This is a genomic window from Gordonia sp. IEGM753, assembly GCF_050321825.1.
Taxonomy (GTDB): domain Bacteria; phylum Pseudomonadota; class Gammaproteobacteria; order Pseudomonadales; family Pseudomonadaceae; genus Aquipseudomonas.
Map to the genome: position 1 here is coordinate 227,425 of NZ_JBNQGB010000004.1, position 16,869 is coordinate 244,293.

Annotated in this window: 16 protein-coding genes; 9 read left to right on the plus strand and 7 right to left on the minus strand. The window is 57.9% G+C overall.

Annotation, left to right across the window (positions count from 1 at the left end; all coding sequences use genetic code 11):
• Window positions 1–2: 2 nt before the first annotated feature.
• The gene (locus ACQR3R_RS20750; RefSeq protein WP_428274839.1) at window positions 3–1,286 is read right to left on the minus strand and encodes an ATP-binding protein; all 1,284 of its coding nucleotides are present in this window, start codon (window positions 1,284–1,286) and stop codon (window positions 3–5) included.
• On the minus strand, window positions 1,276–1,959 hold the full coding sequence (gene colR, locus ACQR3R_RS20755) for a two-component system response regulator ColR (RefSeq protein WP_162439431.1): 684 nt from the start codon (window positions 1,957–1,959) through the stop codon (window positions 1,276–1,278). The genes ACQR3R_RS20750 and colR overlap by 11 nt, the downstream gene beginning before the upstream one ends.
• Window positions 1,960–2,161: 202 nt before the next feature.
• Here colR and ACQR3R_RS20760 point away from each other — a divergent pair, with 202 nt between their 5' ends.
• The gene (locus ACQR3R_RS20760; RefSeq protein WP_428274841.1) at window positions 2,162–4,111 is read left to right on the plus strand and encodes a sulfatase-like hydrolase/transferase; all 1,950 of its coding nucleotides are present in this window, start codon (window positions 2,162–2,164) and stop codon (window positions 4,109–4,111) included.
• Window positions 4,112–4,165: 54 nt separating this feature from the next.
• The gene (locus ACQR3R_RS20765) at window positions 4,166–4,909 is read left to right on the plus strand and encodes a phosphatase PAP2 family protein (RefSeq protein ID WP_428274843.1); all 744 of its coding nucleotides are present in this window, start codon (window positions 4,166–4,168) and stop codon (window positions 4,907–4,909) included.
• A gap of 79 nt (window positions 4,910–4,988) precedes the next feature.
• Here ACQR3R_RS20765 and groL read toward each other — a convergent pair whose 3' ends face one another.
• From groL to ACQR3R_RS20785, 4 genes are all read right to left on the minus strand, one after another.
• Entirely contained in the window at window positions 4,989–6,632 is a 1,644-nt protein-coding gene (groL, locus tag ACQR3R_RS20770) for a chaperonin GroEL (protein WP_162439429.1), read from the minus strand.
• A gap of 50 nt (window positions 6,633–6,682) precedes the next feature.
• Window positions 6,683–6,976 carry a co-chaperone GroES gene (locus tag ACQR3R_RS20775; RefSeq protein WP_054045166.1) on the minus strand — a complete coding sequence of 98 codons (294 nt, stop codon included), beginning with the start codon at window positions 6,974–6,976 and terminating at the stop codon, window positions 6,683–6,685.
• Between the two features lie 247 nt (window positions 6,977–7,223).
• On the minus strand, window positions 7,224–7,700 hold the full coding sequence (locus ACQR3R_RS20780; RefSeq protein WP_428274846.1) for an FxsA family protein: 477 nt from the start codon (window positions 7,698–7,700) through the stop codon (window positions 7,224–7,226).
• A gap of 66 nt (window positions 7,701–7,766) precedes the next feature.
• Window positions 7,767–8,498 (minus strand): DUF2470 domain-containing protein, encoded by a 732-nt coding sequence (locus tag ACQR3R_RS20785; RefSeq protein WP_428274848.1) that lies wholly within the window; start codon window positions 8,496–8,498, stop codon window positions 7,767–7,769.
• Window positions 8,499–8,662: 164 nt separating this feature from the next.
• Between ACQR3R_RS20785 and ACQR3R_RS20790 the strand changes: the two genes are divergently transcribed.
• A complete protein-coding gene (locus ACQR3R_RS20790; protein ID WP_428274850.1) occupies window positions 8,663–9,421 on the plus strand; it encodes an SDR family oxidoreductase in 759 nt (252 codons plus the stop codon).
• Between the two features lie 130 nt (window positions 9,422–9,551).
• Here the strand turns inward: ACQR3R_RS20790 and apbC are convergent, their stop codons facing one another.
• Complete coding sequence (gene apbC / locus ACQR3R_RS20795; protein ID WP_428274852.1) at window positions 9,552–10,646, minus strand: iron-sulfur cluster carrier protein ApbC; 1,095 nt, start codon at window positions 10,644–10,646, stop codon at window positions 9,552–9,554.
• 349 nt (window positions 10,647–10,995) lie between these two features.
• Here apbC and metG point away from each other — a divergent pair, with 349 nt between their 5' ends.
• The 6 genes from metG (at window position 10,996) to ACQR3R_RS20825 (ending at window position 16,864) form a co-directional block, all read left to right on the plus strand.
• Window positions 10,996–13,047, plus strand: a complete 2,052-nt coding sequence (gene metG, locus ACQR3R_RS20800) for a methionine--tRNA ligase (protein ID WP_428274854.1) — start codon at window positions 10,996–10,998, stop codon at window positions 13,045–13,047.
• Window positions 13,048–13,177: 130 nt separating this feature from the next.
• Window positions 13,178–13,747 carry an Rnf-Nqr domain containing protein gene (locus ACQR3R_RS20805; RefSeq protein WP_428274856.1) on the plus strand — a complete coding sequence of 190 codons (570 nt, stop codon included), beginning with the start codon at window positions 13,178–13,180 and terminating at the stop codon, window positions 13,745–13,747.
• Window positions 13,744–14,775 carry an electron transport complex subunit RsxB gene (gene rsxB, locus ACQR3R_RS20810; protein WP_428274858.1) on the plus strand — a complete coding sequence of 344 codons (1,032 nt, stop codon included), beginning with the start codon at window positions 13,744–13,746 and terminating at the stop codon, window positions 14,773–14,775. The genes ACQR3R_RS20805 and rsxB overlap by 4 nt, the downstream gene beginning before the upstream one ends.
• A complete protein-coding gene (locus ACQR3R_RS20815) occupies window positions 14,762–15,754 on the plus strand; it encodes an RnfABCDGE type electron transport complex subunit D (RefSeq protein ID WP_428274860.1) in 993 nt (330 codons plus the stop codon). Before rsxB ends, ACQR3R_RS20815 begins: the two co-directional genes overlap by 14 nt.
• Window positions 15,751–16,362, plus strand: a complete 612-nt coding sequence (locus ACQR3R_RS20820; RefSeq protein ID WP_428274862.1) for an RnfABCDGE type electron transport complex subunit G — start codon at window positions 15,751–15,753, stop codon at window positions 16,360–16,362. The genes ACQR3R_RS20815 and ACQR3R_RS20820 overlap by 4 nt, the downstream gene beginning before the upstream one ends.
• Window positions 16,355–16,864: an Rnf-Nqr domain containing protein gene (locus ACQR3R_RS20825; protein ID WP_428274864.1), complete on the plus strand. Its 510-nt coding sequence runs from the start codon at window positions 16,355–16,357 to the stop codon at window positions 16,862–16,864. Before ACQR3R_RS20820 ends, ACQR3R_RS20825 begins: the two co-directional genes overlap by 8 nt.
• Window positions 16,865–16,869: the final 5 nt, after the last annotated feature.

Consider the following 16,869-nt stretch of genomic DNA (forward strand, 5'->3'; position numbering starts at 1 on the left):
GATCAGCTCACACTCGATGGATCCAGCTCAACCTGAAAACGGCAACCGTTGGGCTCCATGGTTGTCAGGCTGACCGTCCAGCCCTGGTTCTCGCAAATACGCTGCACCAGCGACAACCCGAGCCCCAAGCCTTCGCCACGTTTTTCAGTACCCCGCACGAAGGGCTCGAACATCGCCTCGCGTTTTTCCTCGGGAATACCGACACCGCTGTCTTCCACCACGAAACCTGTGGCAGTCAACGTCAAACGGATGAACCCTTGCTCGGTGTAATGCAGCGCGTTACGCAAAAGGTTACCCATGACCGCGTGCAGCAGTGTTGCGTTGTAGCAAGTGTTTGCCGGATGGCCCGGTTCAAACATCAGCGCCAAGCCTTTTTCCTCAATGGGTTCACGCCATTGATTGAGCAAACCATCGGCCACCTGGGTCAGGCTCTGTTGCGGCGACATGCTGGCGTCTTCACGTTGTGCGCGGGCCAGCATCAAGAAGGTTTGTACCAGCTCACGCATCTCTTCACAGGCACGGGCAATTCGCTCGACCTGAGCACGACCCCGTTGATCGATGCCGGGGTTTTCCAGCAGCAGCTCACAGGAACTGGCAAGCACCATCAACGGTGTGCGCAGTTCGTGGCTGACATCACTGGTGAACAGGCGCTCGCGCGTTAGTGCCTGGCGCAAACGCCCCAACGTAGCGTCGAAGGCCACGGCCAACTCGCCCACTTCATCGGCGGCGTAGTCCGGAGCCAAGGGTGGCGCCAGTCCCAATAATTGATCACGGTGACGAACCTGACGAGCCAAGCGTACGACCGGGGCCATCACTTTGCGCGCCAGCACCCATCCGAGAAATACCGCCAGTGCCAGGCTCAGGACAAAGCCCACCAACACCACGGCGAACAAAACCCGCTCACGCTCCTCGAAATCGCTTTGATCCTGCAACAACACGTAACGCCGGCCATCAACGACTTCAACCATCGCGTGGTACGACAATTGTTCGCGAAACACTTCGTGAAAACCCGGCTCAAGATGCCGCAGATCCTTGGGCAGTTCGAAGTCGCCCGGGCCACCACTGAAATAGAACAGCTGATCCGGCTCCGGGCGGTGGCTCCAGTCCGACACACTGTCCATCAGCAACAAGCGCTGGAGATCGCCGCCCAAACCTGCCGAAATCAGTTTTTCTTCCACCAGGTGCACGGTCGCCACAATGCCCATGGCGAACGCGCCCGCCACCAGCGCGCTCATCAGCGCAAAGGCAATGATGATCCGCTGAGCAAGGCTCTGTTTAAACTCCATCCCGGCCCTCGGCCAAACGATAGCCAACACCGTGTACGGTTTGCAGCAAAGGCTTGGCGAACGGTTTGTCGATCACCTGGCGCAACTGATGAACGTGGCTGCGCAAGCTGTCGCTGTCCGGGCAATCATCGCCCCATAGCGCTTCTTCGAGAATTTCCCGACGTAGCACGTGCGGGCTCTTTTGCATCAGCACCGCCAGCAGTTTCAGGCCCACCGGGTTGAGTTTCAGCAACCGCCCCTCGCGCGTGACCTCCAGGGTATCCAGGTCGTAAGCCAGATCGCCGACCTGCAACGTGCGTCGACCGCCTCCTTGGGCCCGGCGCATGACGGCTTCGATGCGCGCAGCCAGTTCGGACAGGGCAAAGGGTTTGATCAGGTAATCATCGGCACCGGACTTGAAACCTTGCAGACGGTCGTCCAATTGATCACGCGCAGTGAGCATGATCACCGGGGTATCACGACGGGCGTCTTCGCGCAGGCGTTTGCACAGCGTGTAGCCATCAATACCCGGCAGCATGATGTCGAGCACGATCAGGTCGTAATGCTCGGTGGCCGCAAGGTGCAAGCCCGACAGACCGTCCTGCGCACAATCCACGGTGTAGCCCTTGAGTCCCAGGTAATCTGCCAGATTGGCCAGGATATCGCGGTTGTCTTCAACCAACAGAATTCGCATGGGTATCTCCTCCGCACGCAGTAACAGCCGTCTTGGCCCGCGCAGCTTAAGGCCAAGCGTGGCTCAGGGCTAGACCGGCGAACAGCAGAATCGGTATGTTCAACCGAATCAGCCAAATAACAAGTTTTTCACTATCGATTCACAAGCTGACTACAGCACGAGGGTGAAACTCCCGCGCCTAAGACCAAGGAATGTATACACAATGGATCATTTCAAGACCGCACCCCTGCGTTTTCTGTTGCTCGTCACCGGCGTCTGGCTGGTCATTTTCTTTCTGACCCGAACCATCCTGCTCCTCACTCATCTGGACGAGGCTGGCAGCGGCTCACTGTCGCTCTTCGGAATAGGCCTGCTGTACGACCTGGGTTTTATCGCCTACGCCGCGCTGCCCATGGGCCTTTATTTGCTGCTTTGCCCGAAAGCACTGTGGCAGCGTCGTGGTCACCGCTGGTTTCTTCAAGGCCTGTTGACCGTCAGCCTGTTCGCGATGTTGTTCGTCTCAGTGGCCGAGTGGCTGTTCTGGGATGAATTTGGCGTGCGCTTCAACTTTATCGCTGTCGATTACCTGGTGTATTCAGACGAAGTACTGAACAACCTGCTCGAGTCCTACCCTATCGGCGCATTGCTGAGCGCGCTCGCAGTGGTGGCTGTAGCCTTGAGTTTCGCTTTGCGTAAACCGTTCAATGCTGCGCTGGATGCACCGTTGCCGCCATTGCGCGGGCGCATGTTGAGCGCGCTGGGCCTGTTGCTGGTCGCTGGCCTGAGTGCGCAACTGCTCAATCAGGACGCGCCTCGGGCGCAGGGCGGCAATGCCTATCAGAACGAACTGGCAAGCAACGGCCCTTATCAATTTTTTGCCGCGTTCCGCAACAACGAACTCGATTACCCGCAGTTCTATAGCAGCCTGCCGCCCGCCGTCGTCGCACAGCAGATTCGAGCGGAATTGAGCGAACCCAATGCCCGTTTCATCGGCGAAGACCCGCAAGATATCCGCCGACAAATCGACAATCCGGGCGCTTTGCGCACACCCAATATCGTGCTGGTGACCATCGAAAGCTTCAGTGCCAAGTACATGGGCAGCAACGGCGACGAACGTAATCTCACCCCCAATCTGGACGCCCTGCGCAAGCAGAGCCTGTATTTCAACAACTTCTACGCCACTGGTACGCGTACCGATCGCGGCCTCGAAGCGATCACCCTGGCGATCCCGCCCACGCCTGGGCGTTCAATCGTGAAACGGGTCGGCCGTGAAAGCGGTTTTGCCAGCCTCGGGCAACAACTCGCCGCCATCGGCTACGACAGCGTCTTCGTCTATGGTGGGCGCGGTTACTTCGACAACATGAACGCTTTTTTCAGCGGTAATGGCTACCGCGTGGTCGATCAGAGCAGCGTTGATGAATCAGAGATCCACTTCAAAAATGCCTGGGGCATGGCCGATGAAGACCTTTATAAGCAGACCTTGAAGCTGGCCGACGCCGACTACGCCAAACAACAGCCTTTCCTGCTGCAACTGATGACAACCTCCAATCATCGTCCTTACACCTATCCCGATAACCGGATCGACATCAAATCCGGCAACGGTCGCGACGGCGCGGTGAAATATACCGACTACGCCATCGGTCAGTTCCTTGATCAGGCCCGCAAAAAGCCGTGGTTTGATAACACGATTTTCGTGTTCGTCGCCGATCACACGGCCGGTAGCGCCGGCCGTGAAGACTTGCCGATCAATAACTATCAGATTCCATTGTTCATTTATGCACCGAAACTGATCGACGCCCGGGAAACCGCGCAACTGGCCAGCCAGATCGACCTGGCGCCCACTTTGCTGGGCCTGTTGAACCTTGATTACCAGTCGACGTTTTTTGGTCGCAACCTGTTGCAGGACAATCCGCTGCCGCCACGTGTGGTAGTTGGCAATTATCAGCATCTGGGCTTGTTCGATGGCAAGGATCTGGCGATCCTGAGCCCGCGAAACGGGCTGCGTCGCCACGATGAAGCATTGACCGAGAGCCGGGAATCCCGGGTTGACTCCACCGACCCGTTAATTGCTCGCGCAATCACTTATTACCAAACGGCCAGTTATGGCTTCAAGCAACAGCTGCTTGGCTGGCGGACGCCCATGGAGGGCGCTGCTCAAGTCAGCGAACGTTAACCGAATTGCCCCGTGCCGATGCCTCGGGGCTTTTTCCTTTGTTCAGGATCCAACATGTCATCAACCGCTGTCCGCCCTGTCTCTCGCCCCCTCAACTTTTGGGTGTGCCTGGGTGTTCCCGCCATTGCGGCGATCATTCTGGTGCTGCTCGAATTGACGTCCGTGGACATGGACCTGGCCAAACTGTTTTACGATCCGGTCGCCGGTGACTTTATCGGACGCCACAGTTACTTCCTGGAAAACATCCTGCATGACCGCGCCAAGCAAGTGGTCATCGCTTTTTCCGTACTGGCAGTGATTGGCTTTATTGGCTCGTTTTTTGTGCCGAAGCTTAAGCCCTTCAAACGCGAACTCGGCTGCCTGGTGCTATCGCTGGGGCTGGCCACTTCGTTTGTCACGCCGGTTAAAGTGGTGACTTCCGTGCAATGCCCGTGGAGCCTCGAGCAATTCGGCGGCCATGAAACCTACAGCGAACTGCTCGCCCATCGTCCACAAACCGATAAGCCTGGCCGTTGCTGGCCCGGAGGCCATGCCGCGACTGGCTTCACCCTGTTTGCACTGTTCTTTGTCATGCGTGATCGTCGTCCGAAGCTGGCCCGTAAAGCGTTTGTCTTCGCCTTCGCGCTGGGCACGGTGTTTTCCATCAGCCGGATGATGCAGGGCGCACACTTCTTCTCGCATAACGTGTGGACCGCCATTTTCTGCTGGCTGATCTGCCTCGGGTCTTATTACTACATCTTGTATCGGCCAGCCTCCAAGGCCGAGCCTGTAGTGAAAGCGAAACCGGTCAGCGCCTGATACACAGATCGAAACATGGGCAATAAAAAACCCCGCCTGCTTAACGCAGGCGGGGTTTTTTTATACGGGTAAGGCTGGGTTACATCATGCCGCCCATGCCACCCATACCGCCCATGTCTGGCATGCCGCCGCCAGCTGGACCGTCTTCCTTGATCTCGGCGATCATCGCTTCGGTGGTGATCATCAGGCTGGCGATGGAAGCCGCTGCCTGAAGAGCCGAACGAGTCACTTTAGCCGGGTCGAGGATACCCATTTCGATCATGTCGCCGTATTCGCCGGTAGCAGCGTTGTAACCGTAGTTACCCGAACCCTGCTTGACCTTGTCGACAACAACGCTTGGCTCGTCGCCGGAGTTGGCAACGATCTGGCGCAGCGGCGCTTCAACAGCGCGACGCAGCAACTGGATACCAACGTCTTGATCAGCGTTGTCGCCTTTCAGTTCGGAGATAGCCTGCAGAGCGCGAACCAGTGCCACGCCACCGCCAGGTACCACGCCTTCTTCAACGGCTGCACGGGTTGCGTGCAGGGCGTCTTCAACGCGGGCTTTCTTCTCTTTCATTTCAACTTCGGAACCAGCGCCAACCTTGATCACTGCAACGCCGCCGGACAGCTTGGCCAGGCGCTCTTGCAGTTTTTCACGGTCGTAGTCGGACGAAGTGTCAGCCACTTGCTGACGGATCTGCAGAACGCGAGCCTGGATGTCAGCCTCAACGCCGGCACCGTCGATCACGGTGGTGTTTTCTTTCGACAGGATCACGCGCTTGGCATTACCCAGGTGTTCCAGGGTAGTGCTTTCCAGGCTCAGGCCGATCTCTTCGGAGATAACGGTACCGCCAGTCAGAACAGCGATGTCCTGCAGCATTGCCTTGCGACGGTCGCCGAAGCCTGGAGCCTTGACGGCTGCAACTTTAACGATGCCACGCATGTTGTTCACAACCAGAGTCGCCAGGGCTTCGCCTTCAACGTCTTCGGCCACGATCAGCAGTGGACGGCCCGCTTTGGCAACGGCTTCCAGTACTGGCAGCATTTCGCGGATGTTCGAGATTTTCTTGTCGACCAGCAGGATCAGCGGACCGTCCAGCTCGGCAGTCATGGTCTCTGGCTTGTTGACGAAGTACGGGGACAGGTAACCACGGTCGAACTGCATGCCTTCAACAACCGACAGTTCGTTTTCCAGGCCCGAGCCTTCTTCAACGGTGATCACGCCTTCTTTACCGACTTTTTCCATGGCTTCGGCAATGATGTCGCCGATGGAGCTGTCGGAGTTGGCCGAGATGGTGCCGACCTGAGCGATTGCCTTGGTGTCAGCGCAAGGCTTGGACAGGGCTTTCAGCTCTTTGACGATAGCGATGGTCGCTTTGTCGATGCCGCGTTTCAGGTCCATCGGGTTCATGCCGGCAGCGACGGCTTTGAGGCCTTCGTTGACGATCGATTGAGCCAGAACGGTGGCGGTGGTGGTGCCGTCGCCTGCGTCATCGTTGGCACGGGAGGCAACGTCTTTAACCAGCTGCGCGCCCATGTTTTCGAAGCGATCTTTCAGCTCGATTTCTTTGGCAACGGAAACGCCGTCCTTGGTGATGGTCGGAGCGCCGAAGCTCTTCTCGATGATCACGTTACGGCCTTTAGGGCCCAGGGTCGCTTTTACTGCGTCAGCCAGGACGTTGACACCGGCGAGCATTTTTTTACGGGCGGAATCGCCGAATTTAACTTCTTTAGCAGCCATGATCGATAATCCTTAAATACTTTTGTAGTAACGGGAAAATGAGCGGGGAATCAGCCTTCGATAACGGCGAGAATCTCGTTCTCAGCCATAACCAACAGGTCTTCGCCGTCGACTTTCACAGTGTTGCTGCCGGAGTACGGGCCGAACACAACCTTGTCACCCACTTTTACGGCCAGTGCACGCACTTCACCGTTTTCCAGCACGCGGCCAGTGCCGACAGCGAGGATTTCGCCGCTGTTGGCTTTTTCAGCAGCCGAGCCTGGCAGGACGATACCGCCAGCGGTTTTCTTTTCTTCTTCGCTGCGACGGATTACGACGCGGTCATGCAGAGGACGAAGCTTCATTGTCGATCTCTCCTAATTGTGGTTTTCATCGGCCGGTGTAGTCCCGGCGGGTTTAACAAATCCGGCGGTGCCGGGTGCGTCTCGACAAGCGAAACGCGGAAGTCTGTCTGGCGTAATTACCAGAAACCTTGCGGTGACCGTTACATAAGGGCGCATAAGGTTATTACAAGGGCGGGGATCGAAAATTTTTCATGTTGAGACCCCAAAAACAAACACGGCACCCGAAGGCGCCGTGCAGTGAAGTGGATTACTTGGGATCGCGGTGCTCGAACTCGCCTTCGATCACGTTGGGCTCGCGGCCCAGCGGTTGATGGGGAGCCGGGCCACCACGTGGTTGCAAGTCGTCGGCAAAAGCTCGCTGACGGATTGCCGCCTCTTCGGCACGCTGGCGCATTTTATTGGCCAACAGCTTGCGCGAAATCGGCAGCAGCATGATCAAACCCAGCACGTCGGTGACGAAGCCCGGGAGAATCAACAGGCCGCCGGCCAATGCCAACATCAAGCCTTCCAGCATGGTCTGGGCTGGCAGTTCGCCACGATTCAGGCTTTCACGAGCACGCAGCGCAGTGGCCAGGCCGGCGATGCGCAGTACGAATACGCCGAGCATCGAGCCGAGAATAATCAGCAGCAGGGCCGGGAAAAACCCGATAGCCCCTGCCACCTTGACGAATACGAACAGCTCCAACACCGGAAACAGTACAAAGAGCAATAAAAAAGGGCGCATCAAATGGTTCCTCAACGCAAGAATGCCTTGCCAGTAATCCTTAGATGACGTCGCCGTTTCGTGAATTCAAGCGTTGGTCACTTCATTTTTTGGCCAATGTTCGGCGTGAGCCAGAAAAACCAAGGCTTCCCGCACTTGTGTCGGCGTATTACAAGGCGCTTGAAACGGCAGCCAGTACAGCCCCTGACCAATACGCAGGTGCATGCCTTCGGTGTCTATACCCGCCAATTGCGCGGGCTCGGTTTTCGGCAACCCGGCCAGCTCGACGTAATGAGCAATGGCTTTGCTGTGATCGGCGTTCATGTGCTCGACCATGCTCACTTCTGCCTTGCCGGCAAACGGATTGGCCAGGGTCAAATGGTCGACCCAGTGAATCGCGCCGAAACCACCGATGTAGCGGTGACGCACGGGCTTGAGCACCCAGAAGTCGAAATCATGCGCCTTGTGGTAACTCTGCGAGTCCGGGAAATAGCGGTAGTAGCGCTCGGCGGCGGCTTCGATGGCCGTCTCGTCCCCCAGTTTTTCTGCCTCGGCCAGATAGGTCAAGCGACCGACGGCTTGTGCGTCCTCAGCCCCGCGCTCACCCACGAACAACGAGCACTTTGGGTCTTTTTGCAGGTTATGCGTGTGTTGAGCAATGCGACTGATCAGGATCAGCGGCCGACCCTGGTCGTCCAGGCAATACGGCACGACGGAGCCGAAAGGGAAACCGGGCATGGCTTTGGAGTGCGTCGACAGCACTCCACGGTATTCCTTGAGAAGCAATTCTCGGGCATTCTTGGCCGCTTCAACGCTCAATTTATGACTCCTTATATAGAATCCGTCGAAAAAACGGACAGGCATCTGGTGAAAGTTCCAGTACGCCATCGGGGCAGTTCTCATGTGCAGCCGGGCCACATCAGGTGCAGATAGAGAGGCCCTCTTAAAGGAAGACCACTGCGACCTACTACCAGGGCATGCGAATGCAACTCACTGACAAAGTAATCATTATCACTGGCGGTTGCCAGGGTTTAGGCCGCTCCATGGCCGAGTATTTCGCAGGCAAGGGCGCCAGGTTGGCGCTGGTAGACCTGAATCAGGAAAAGCTCGATGCCGCCGTCGCCGCTTGCAAGGCCCACGGCGTCGACGCCCGCGCTTACCTGTGCAACGTTGCCAATGAAGAACAAGTGACGCATATGGTGGCTCAGGTTGCCGAAGATTTCGGCGCTATCAATGGCCTGATCAACAACGCCGGCATCCTGCGCGATGGCCTGTTGTTGAAGGTCAAGGACGGCGAGATGACCAAGATGAGCCTGGCCCAATGGCAGGCAGTCATCGACGTTAACCTGACCGGCGTATTCCTGTGCACCCGTGAAGTCGCGGCGAAAATGGTCGAACTGAAAAACACTGGCGCGATCATCAATATCTCGTCGATTTCACGTGCGGGCAATGTCGGCCAGACCAACTACTCCGCCGCCAAGGCAGGTGTCGCCGCAGCAACCGTGACTTGGGCCAAGGAACTGGCACGCTACGGCATCCGCGTCGCAGGCATTGCGCCAGGTTTCATCGAAACCGAAATGACGCTGGGCATGAAGCCTGAAGCACTGGAGAAAATGACTTCCGGTATTCCACTGAAACGCATGGGCAAGCCTGAAGAAATCGCCCACTCGGCGGCGTACATTTTCGAGAACGACTACTACACCGGCCGGATTCTGGAAATGGATGGCGGGTTGCGCATCTAAAACCTGCACAAAACGACTGTGGGAGGGAGCCTGCTCGCGATAGCGGTGGTTCAGTCAACAAATCTGTTGAATGTAAATCCGTCATCGCGAGCAGGCTCGCTCCCACATTGCATCGGGTTTCTTCAGCGAATCAATCGTCGCTGACGGTGATGTTCGGCATCGCCTGCGATACCGCTTCCTGCAACACAATCCGCGCGCCGACGTGGCGTGCAAGCTCCTGGTACACCATGGCGATCTGGCTGTCCGGTTCGGCGATGACCGTTGGCTTGCCGCTGTCGGCCTGCTCGCGAATCACCAATGACAGCGGCAACGAGGCCAGTAGCTCGACCCCGTACTGATTGGCCAGTTTGACGCCGCCCCCCTCACCGAACAGATGCTCGGCATGTCCGCAGTTCGAACAAATGTGCACGGCCATATTCTCGACCACGCCCAATACCGGAATGTTGACCTTGCGGAACATTTCGACACCCTTGCGCGCATCCAGCAGTGCCAGGTCTTGCGGCGTGGTGACGATGACCGCGCCAGCGACCGGTACTTTTTGCGCCAGGGTGAGCTGAATGTCACCGGTGCCTGGCGGCATATCGATCACCAGGTAATCCAGGTCGCCCCAAGCGGTCTGGGTGACCAGTTGCAGCAGCGCCCCCGACACCATCGGCCCGCGCCAGACCATCGGGGTGTTGTCGTCGGTCAGAAATGCCATCGACATGACTTCGACGCCATGCGACTCGATCGGGATGAACCACTTTTGATCCTTGACCTTGGGTCGCGTACCTTCGGGGATACCAAACATGATGCCCTGGCTTGGGCCGTAAATATCGGCATCGAGAATCCCCACTTTGGCACCTTCGCGGGCCAGGGCCAATGCGAGGTTGGCCGCAGTGGTGGATTTACCCACGCCGCCCTTGCCAGAAGCCACGGCCACTACGTTCTTGACGTTAGCCAACCCCGGGATCTGCGCTTGAGCCTTGTGCGCTGCAATCACGCTGGTGATCTCGACACGGGCGATGGTCACGCCATCCAGCCCTTCAATCGCCATTTGCAGCAGTTGCGCCCAGCCACTTTTGAACAGGCCGGCGGCATAACCCAACTCCAGTTGCACGCTGACGCGATCGCCCTGAATCTCGATATTGCGCACGCACCCGGCGCTGACCGGGTCCTGGTTCAGGTAAGGGTCGGTGTATTGGCGAAGGACGGCTTCCACCGCTTCGCGATTGACGGCGCTCATGGGCAACTCCGATAACAAGACTGGAAAATCAGGCGGGTATCGTACGCCGGACACGGATGTGTGGCGAACAGATTACTGTGGCTCGCGCGCTTGACTGTGGCGAGGGGATTTATCCCCGTTGGGTGGCGAAGCCGCCCCAGAAACTTTGCTATCACGATCCATCCGGAACAGAACGCGACAGTTATAGGACTGCTGCGCAGTCGAACGAGGATAAATCCCCCTGCCACAGATAAATCCCCTCGCCACAAAAAGCGCCCTTGCAACAATAAGCCTTCAGGCCTCGGGGGTGAAAAATATGCGCCAGCGCTTTATAGTGGCCGACCTCCGTTTCATCAAGTAGCCGAGCCCCATGTCCGAGCCACGCAAGATCCTCGTCACCAGCGCCCTGCCCTATGCCAATGGTTCGATCCATCTTGGCCACATGCTGGAATACATCCAGACCGATATGTGGGTGCGCTTCCAGAAGCACCGCGGCAACCAATGCATTTATGTCTGCGCCGACGACGCCCACGGTTCGGCCATCATGCTGCGCGCAGAGAAGGAAGGCATCACCCCGGAACAACTGATCGCCAATGTCCAGGCTGAACATAGCGCCGACTTTGCCGAGTTCCTGGTGGACTTCGACAACTTCCACTCTACTCACGCCGAAGAAAACCGTGAGCTGTCGAGCCAGATCTACTTGAAGCTGCGCGACGCCGGGCACATCGCCCAGCGTTCGATCACTCAGTACTTCGACCCGGAAAAGAAAATGTTCCTGGCCGACCGCTTCATCAAGGGCACTTGCCCGAAATGCGGCACCGAAGACCAGTACGGCGACAACTGCGAAAAATGCGGCGCCACCTATGCACCGACCGACCTGAAGGATCCGAAGTCGGCGATTTCCGGTGCCACTCCGGTGCTCAAGGACTCGCAACACTTCTTCTTCAAGTTGCCGGACTTCCAGGAAATGCTGCAAACCTGGACCCGCAGCGGCACGTTGCAAGACGCCGTTGCCAACAAGATTGCCGAGTGGCTGGATGCCGGCCTGCAACAGTGGGACATTTCCCGCGATGCGCCGTACTTCGGGTTCGAGATTCCGGATGAGCCAGGCAAGTATTTCTACGTTTGGCTGGATGCGCCGATCGGCTACATGGCGAGCTTCAAGAACCTTTGCGCGCGTCGTCCGGAGCTGGATTTCGATGCGTTCTGGGGCAAGGATTCCACCGCAGAGCTGTACCACTTCATCGGCAAGGACATCGTCAATTTTCACGCCCTGTTCTGGCCGGCCATGCTCGAGGGCGCCGGTTTCCGTAAGCCGACGGGTATCAACGTGCACGGCTACCTGACCGTCAACGGTCAGAAAATGTCCAAGTCGCGTGGCACCTTCATCAAGGCCCGGACCTACCTCGATCACCTGTCGCCGGAATACCTGCGCTACTACTACGCGGCCAAACTGAGCCGTGGCGTCGACGACCTGGACCTGAACCTCGAAGACTTCGTGCAGAAGGTCAACTCTGACCTGGTGGGCAAGGTCGTCAACATCGCCAGCCGCTGCGCAGGCTTCATCCACAAAGGCAATGCCGGCGTGCTGGTGGCAGGTAATGCTGCGCCAGAACTGACCGAAGCGTTCCTCGCCGCCGCGCCAAGCATCGCCGAAGCCTATGAGGCTCGCGATTTTGCCCGCGCCATGCGTGAAATCATGGGCCTGGCCGACCGCGCCAACGCCTGGATCGCCGACAAGGCGCCGTGGTCGCTGAACAAGCAGGAAGGCAAGCAGGACGAAGTCCAGGCCATCTGTGCCCTGGGCATCAACCTGTTCCGCCAGTTGGTGATTTTCCTGAAACCGGTACTGCCGCTGCTCGCCGCCGATGCCGAGGCGTTCCTGAACGTCGCGCCGTTGACTTGGGACGATCACGCCACCTTGCTCAGCAATCATCAGTTGAACGAGTTCAAGCCGTTGATGACCCGCATCGACCCAGTAAAAGTGCAAGCCATGAGCGACGCATCCAAGGAAGACCTGACCGCCAGCCAGACTGACACCGGCGAAGCGGCACCTGCCGGTAACGGCGAGCTGGCCAAAGACCCGCTGTCGCCAGAGATCGACTTTGACGCGTTCGCCGCAATCGATCTGCGCGTTGCACTGATCATCAAGGCAGAAGCCGTGGAAGGCGCTGACAAACTGCTGCGCCTGACCCTGGACATCGGCGATGAGCAGCGCAATGTGTTCTCCGGGATCAAGAGCGCCTATCCGGACCCATCGAAGCTCGATGGTCGCCTGACGATGATGATCGCCAACCTGAAGCCACGCAAAATGAAATTCGGGATCTCCGAAGGCATGGTGATGGCCGCAGGCCCAGGCGGTGAAGAAATCTACCTGCTCAGCCCTGACAGCGGTGCCAAACCGGGTCAGCGCATCAAGTAAGCGCTTGCGGTAAATCGATCCCACAGCCGTGCTTCGCGCGACTGTGGGATTTTCATATCTGGCCCACCCTCCTTCCTTGCCGGATAATGCCTAATCTTCAGGTAAGCAGGTCTATTTTGCCGGCGCCGTCATGACCGAGATTATTCTTACGTTTATCAGCGCAGCCCTGATCAACAACGTGGTGTTGCACTGGCCGCTGGGCGTCGATCCGCTGCTGGGCACCGAGCGTCACCAGGTTCACGCGCTGGGCATTGCAACCACGTGCCTGATGCTGTTGGTGAGTACGCTCGGCCAAGCGCTCGATCATGGGGTGCTGGTTCCGCTGGGACTGACTTCGCTGCGAATGTTGGTGCTGCTGGCGCTGAGCGTGCTGTTGATCGGACCACTGCTCAAGCTGCTGTCACGGCTCTGCGCAACGCTCTCGTTCGATGGGCTATGGCCATTACTGTTCGGCAACGCCGGTGTGCTCGGCCTGGCACTGCTCAACCTTGAGTACGATCACGGTTTCGTTCACGCAGCGGCCACTGGTTTCGGTGCTGGCCTGGGATTCTGGCTGGTATTGAGCCTGTTCACCGACTTGCGCCAACGCACACTTGATAACGATGTTCCACAGCCCTTTCGCGGCCTGCCAATTGACTTGATCGGCGCCGGACTGATCGCAGTGGCTTTTCTCGGATTCAGCGGACTGATCAAAACATGAGTCTGATTCAACGCATCGACGCCCTCTTGCCACAGACTCAATGCGGCAAATGCGGCCATCCCGGATGCAAGCCGTACGCCGAAGGCATTGCCAACGGTGAGTCCATCAACAAGTGCCCGCCTGGCGGTGACGAAACTATTTCGGCACTCGCGCAATTGCTGAAAGTACCCGTGCTGGAGCTGGACGTGAGCCGTGGTTCGGCCCCTGCGCAAATTGCCTACATTCGCGAAGCCGAGTGCATTGGTTGTACCAAGTGCATACAGGCCTGCCCGATTGACGCCATCGTGGGTGCAGCAAAACTGATGCACACGGTAATCGTTGATGAATGCACCGGCTGCGATCTGTGCGTGGCGCCGTGCCCGGTAGACTGCATTGAGATGCGTCCGCTGCTGCAAACCAGTGTGTTGCCGATTATCGGCGGGCTGGCGTTCAGCATCGAAGAGCAACAGGCTCGCACCGCCAAGCGCAACCATGCCCGGCGTCGATTCGAACAACGCAATGCACGTCTGCAGCGTGAAGAACAACAGCGGCTCGCCGAACGTCAGGCCCGCGCCCATCGCGCAGTGCCGCAGCAAACAAGCGACGCGCTACCTGACCCGGTACAAACAGCACTTGAACGCGTCCGCACGCAGAAAGCGGCAAATGCCGATGCTGGGTTGAAAAAGGCCAAGGTCGATCTGGCGATGAGCCGCGCGCAGTTGAACAAATCGCTCAAGGCTTTTGGTCATCCACCGACCTTCGAACAGCAATCGCAATTAATCGTCCTGCAACAGCAGTTCGAAGCGGCAGAACGAGCATTGGCGAAACTGGACGATAACGCCGCCACTGCCTCGTCACCGTCACCGTCACCGTCATCGTCTGCTCCTGCGAAGAATGCCGAGTTGAATCGGGCGAAGATCCAACTCGCCATGCGCCGCGCCGAACTCAGCAAAGCCCAGGCTAACGCAGGTTTGCCAGCACAGATCGAAGCCTTGCAAGCAGCGGTGGCTGAAGCTGAGCGTCAGGTGCAAACCCATGCTGTTACCTGAACCGGTCGACGAGCGCCTTCAACACGCAATGAAACTGGTATTGCTGGCGACGCTACCGGGCATGTTGGTGTTGTTCGTGTTGTATGGCTGGGGTGTGTTGATCAACCTGATACTGGCAGTGACCACTGCGCTGGCTGTCGAGGCGGCGATGGTGAAACTGCGTCAGCGACCCGTGATGCCGAGCGTGCTCGATGGCAGTGCCTTGATCAGCGCGACGCTGCTGGCACTCGCGCTGCCGCCCTATTGCCCCTGGTGGCTGACGGTGAGTGCCGCGGCCTTCGCAATGACATTCGGCAAGCATTTGTACGGCGGCGTGGGCAAGAACCCGTTCAACCCGGCGATGCTCGGTTTCGCGATGGTGCTGTTGAGTTTTGCGCAGCAGATGACTCATTGGCCGTCCACTCACGGCATGGACTTGTTGATCGGCTTGCAGCACGTGTTCGGCTTCACCCTCGACCCGGCGCCAGACGCTTGGGTTCAGGCCACTGCGCTGGACAGTCTGCGAATAAACAAAAGCCTGACCATGGATGAACTGTTTGCCGGCAACCCGGCGTTCGGGCATTACGGTGGACGCGGTGTGGAGTGGGCCAATCTGGCCTTCCTGGCGGGCGGCCTATTTTTGCTGCAACGCCGCGTGTTCAGTTGGCATGCGCCGGTTGGCATGCTGGCAAGCCTGTTTGTCATCACTTTGTTCTGCTGGAATGGTTCGGGCTCCGACTCACACGGCTCGCCACTGTTTCACCTGTTGACCGGCGCGACCATGCTGGGAGCATTTTTCATTGTCACAGAACCCGTATCCGGAGCAAAAAGTCCCGGCGCTCGGCTGTTGTTTGGCGCAGGCGTGGGACTGTTGACGTACCTGATTCGAACCTGGGGCGGTTACCCGGACGGCGTGGCATTCGCGGTGCTATTGATGAACCTTTGCGTACCGGCGCTGGAGCGATTCGTGGCATCCAGGCAAGAGCGGGTTGTACCATGAATCGAATGTCGAGCGCTGTGATTGTGTTGCTGCTGACCGGCGCCGGAATTGGCGCGACTTACTGGGTTCAGCAAAGCAGTGCACCGCGTATTGCAGCCGAGCAGCGCTTGATCGACAGTCGCAACCTGCTGGATATGCTGCCCTCTGGCAGCTACGACAATCAGCCCTTGGATCAACCCATAAGCCTGCAAAACAGTGAACTGGCTAGCAGCAAGTTGCTCATGGGTTATCGAGCCACCAAGACCGGCCACGCAAGCGCAGTACTGCTGCGCAGCCAAATCCAAGGCTATGCAGGCAATATCGAATTACTGATCGCTATCGACGCTAACGGCAAATTGCTCGGGGTCAAAACCCTCAAGCAATCAGAAACCCCAGGCTTGGGCGCCCGTATTGCCGAATGGCCCAACAACTGGCTTCAACTATTCTCCGGCAAATCGCGCACCGACCCTGCCGACACCGGATGGGCGCTGAAAAAAGATCACGGGGAATTCGATCAAATTGCAGGTGCGACCATCACTTCAAGGGCAGTGATCAGCGCCATCCACGATGCGTTGCGTTATTTTGACGAGCACTCGCAACAGCTGCTCGGGAGCACATCGGATGAATAGTCGCGCGCCGTTGCAATATTCGCTGATGCTTGCGCCATTAATCGGCGCCACAGGCTCTGTGACCACTGCGCTTGGGCTGTGTCTGATGTTCTTTTTGGTGATCGGCGCGTTTGGCCTCGGCATGGCGGTTGTACGCCGGTGGCTGAACCCGGCGACACACACACTGGCGAGTATCGTGTTGGCCGCAACGCTGACCAGTTGTGCGCAATTTGCAGCGCAAGCCTGGTCGCTGCAATGGCATCAGAGCCTCGGGATTTACGCAGGATTGATCGCCTTGCAATGCATCGTCTTGAACCACACTGGTTTTTTCCAGCGCGCATGGCGCGATTGCCTGCGACTCTGCGCGCTGTTCGTCGTGTTGATGACAGGGCTGGGACTGCTGCGCGAAACGCTTGGTAACAGCGGCTTCCATCTGGCCGTCCTGGCACCGGGAGGATTTATCTTGCTGGGTTTGATGATCGCTACCTGGCAGGCCTGCACCCCTTTGACGAATAAACACTGACTGCT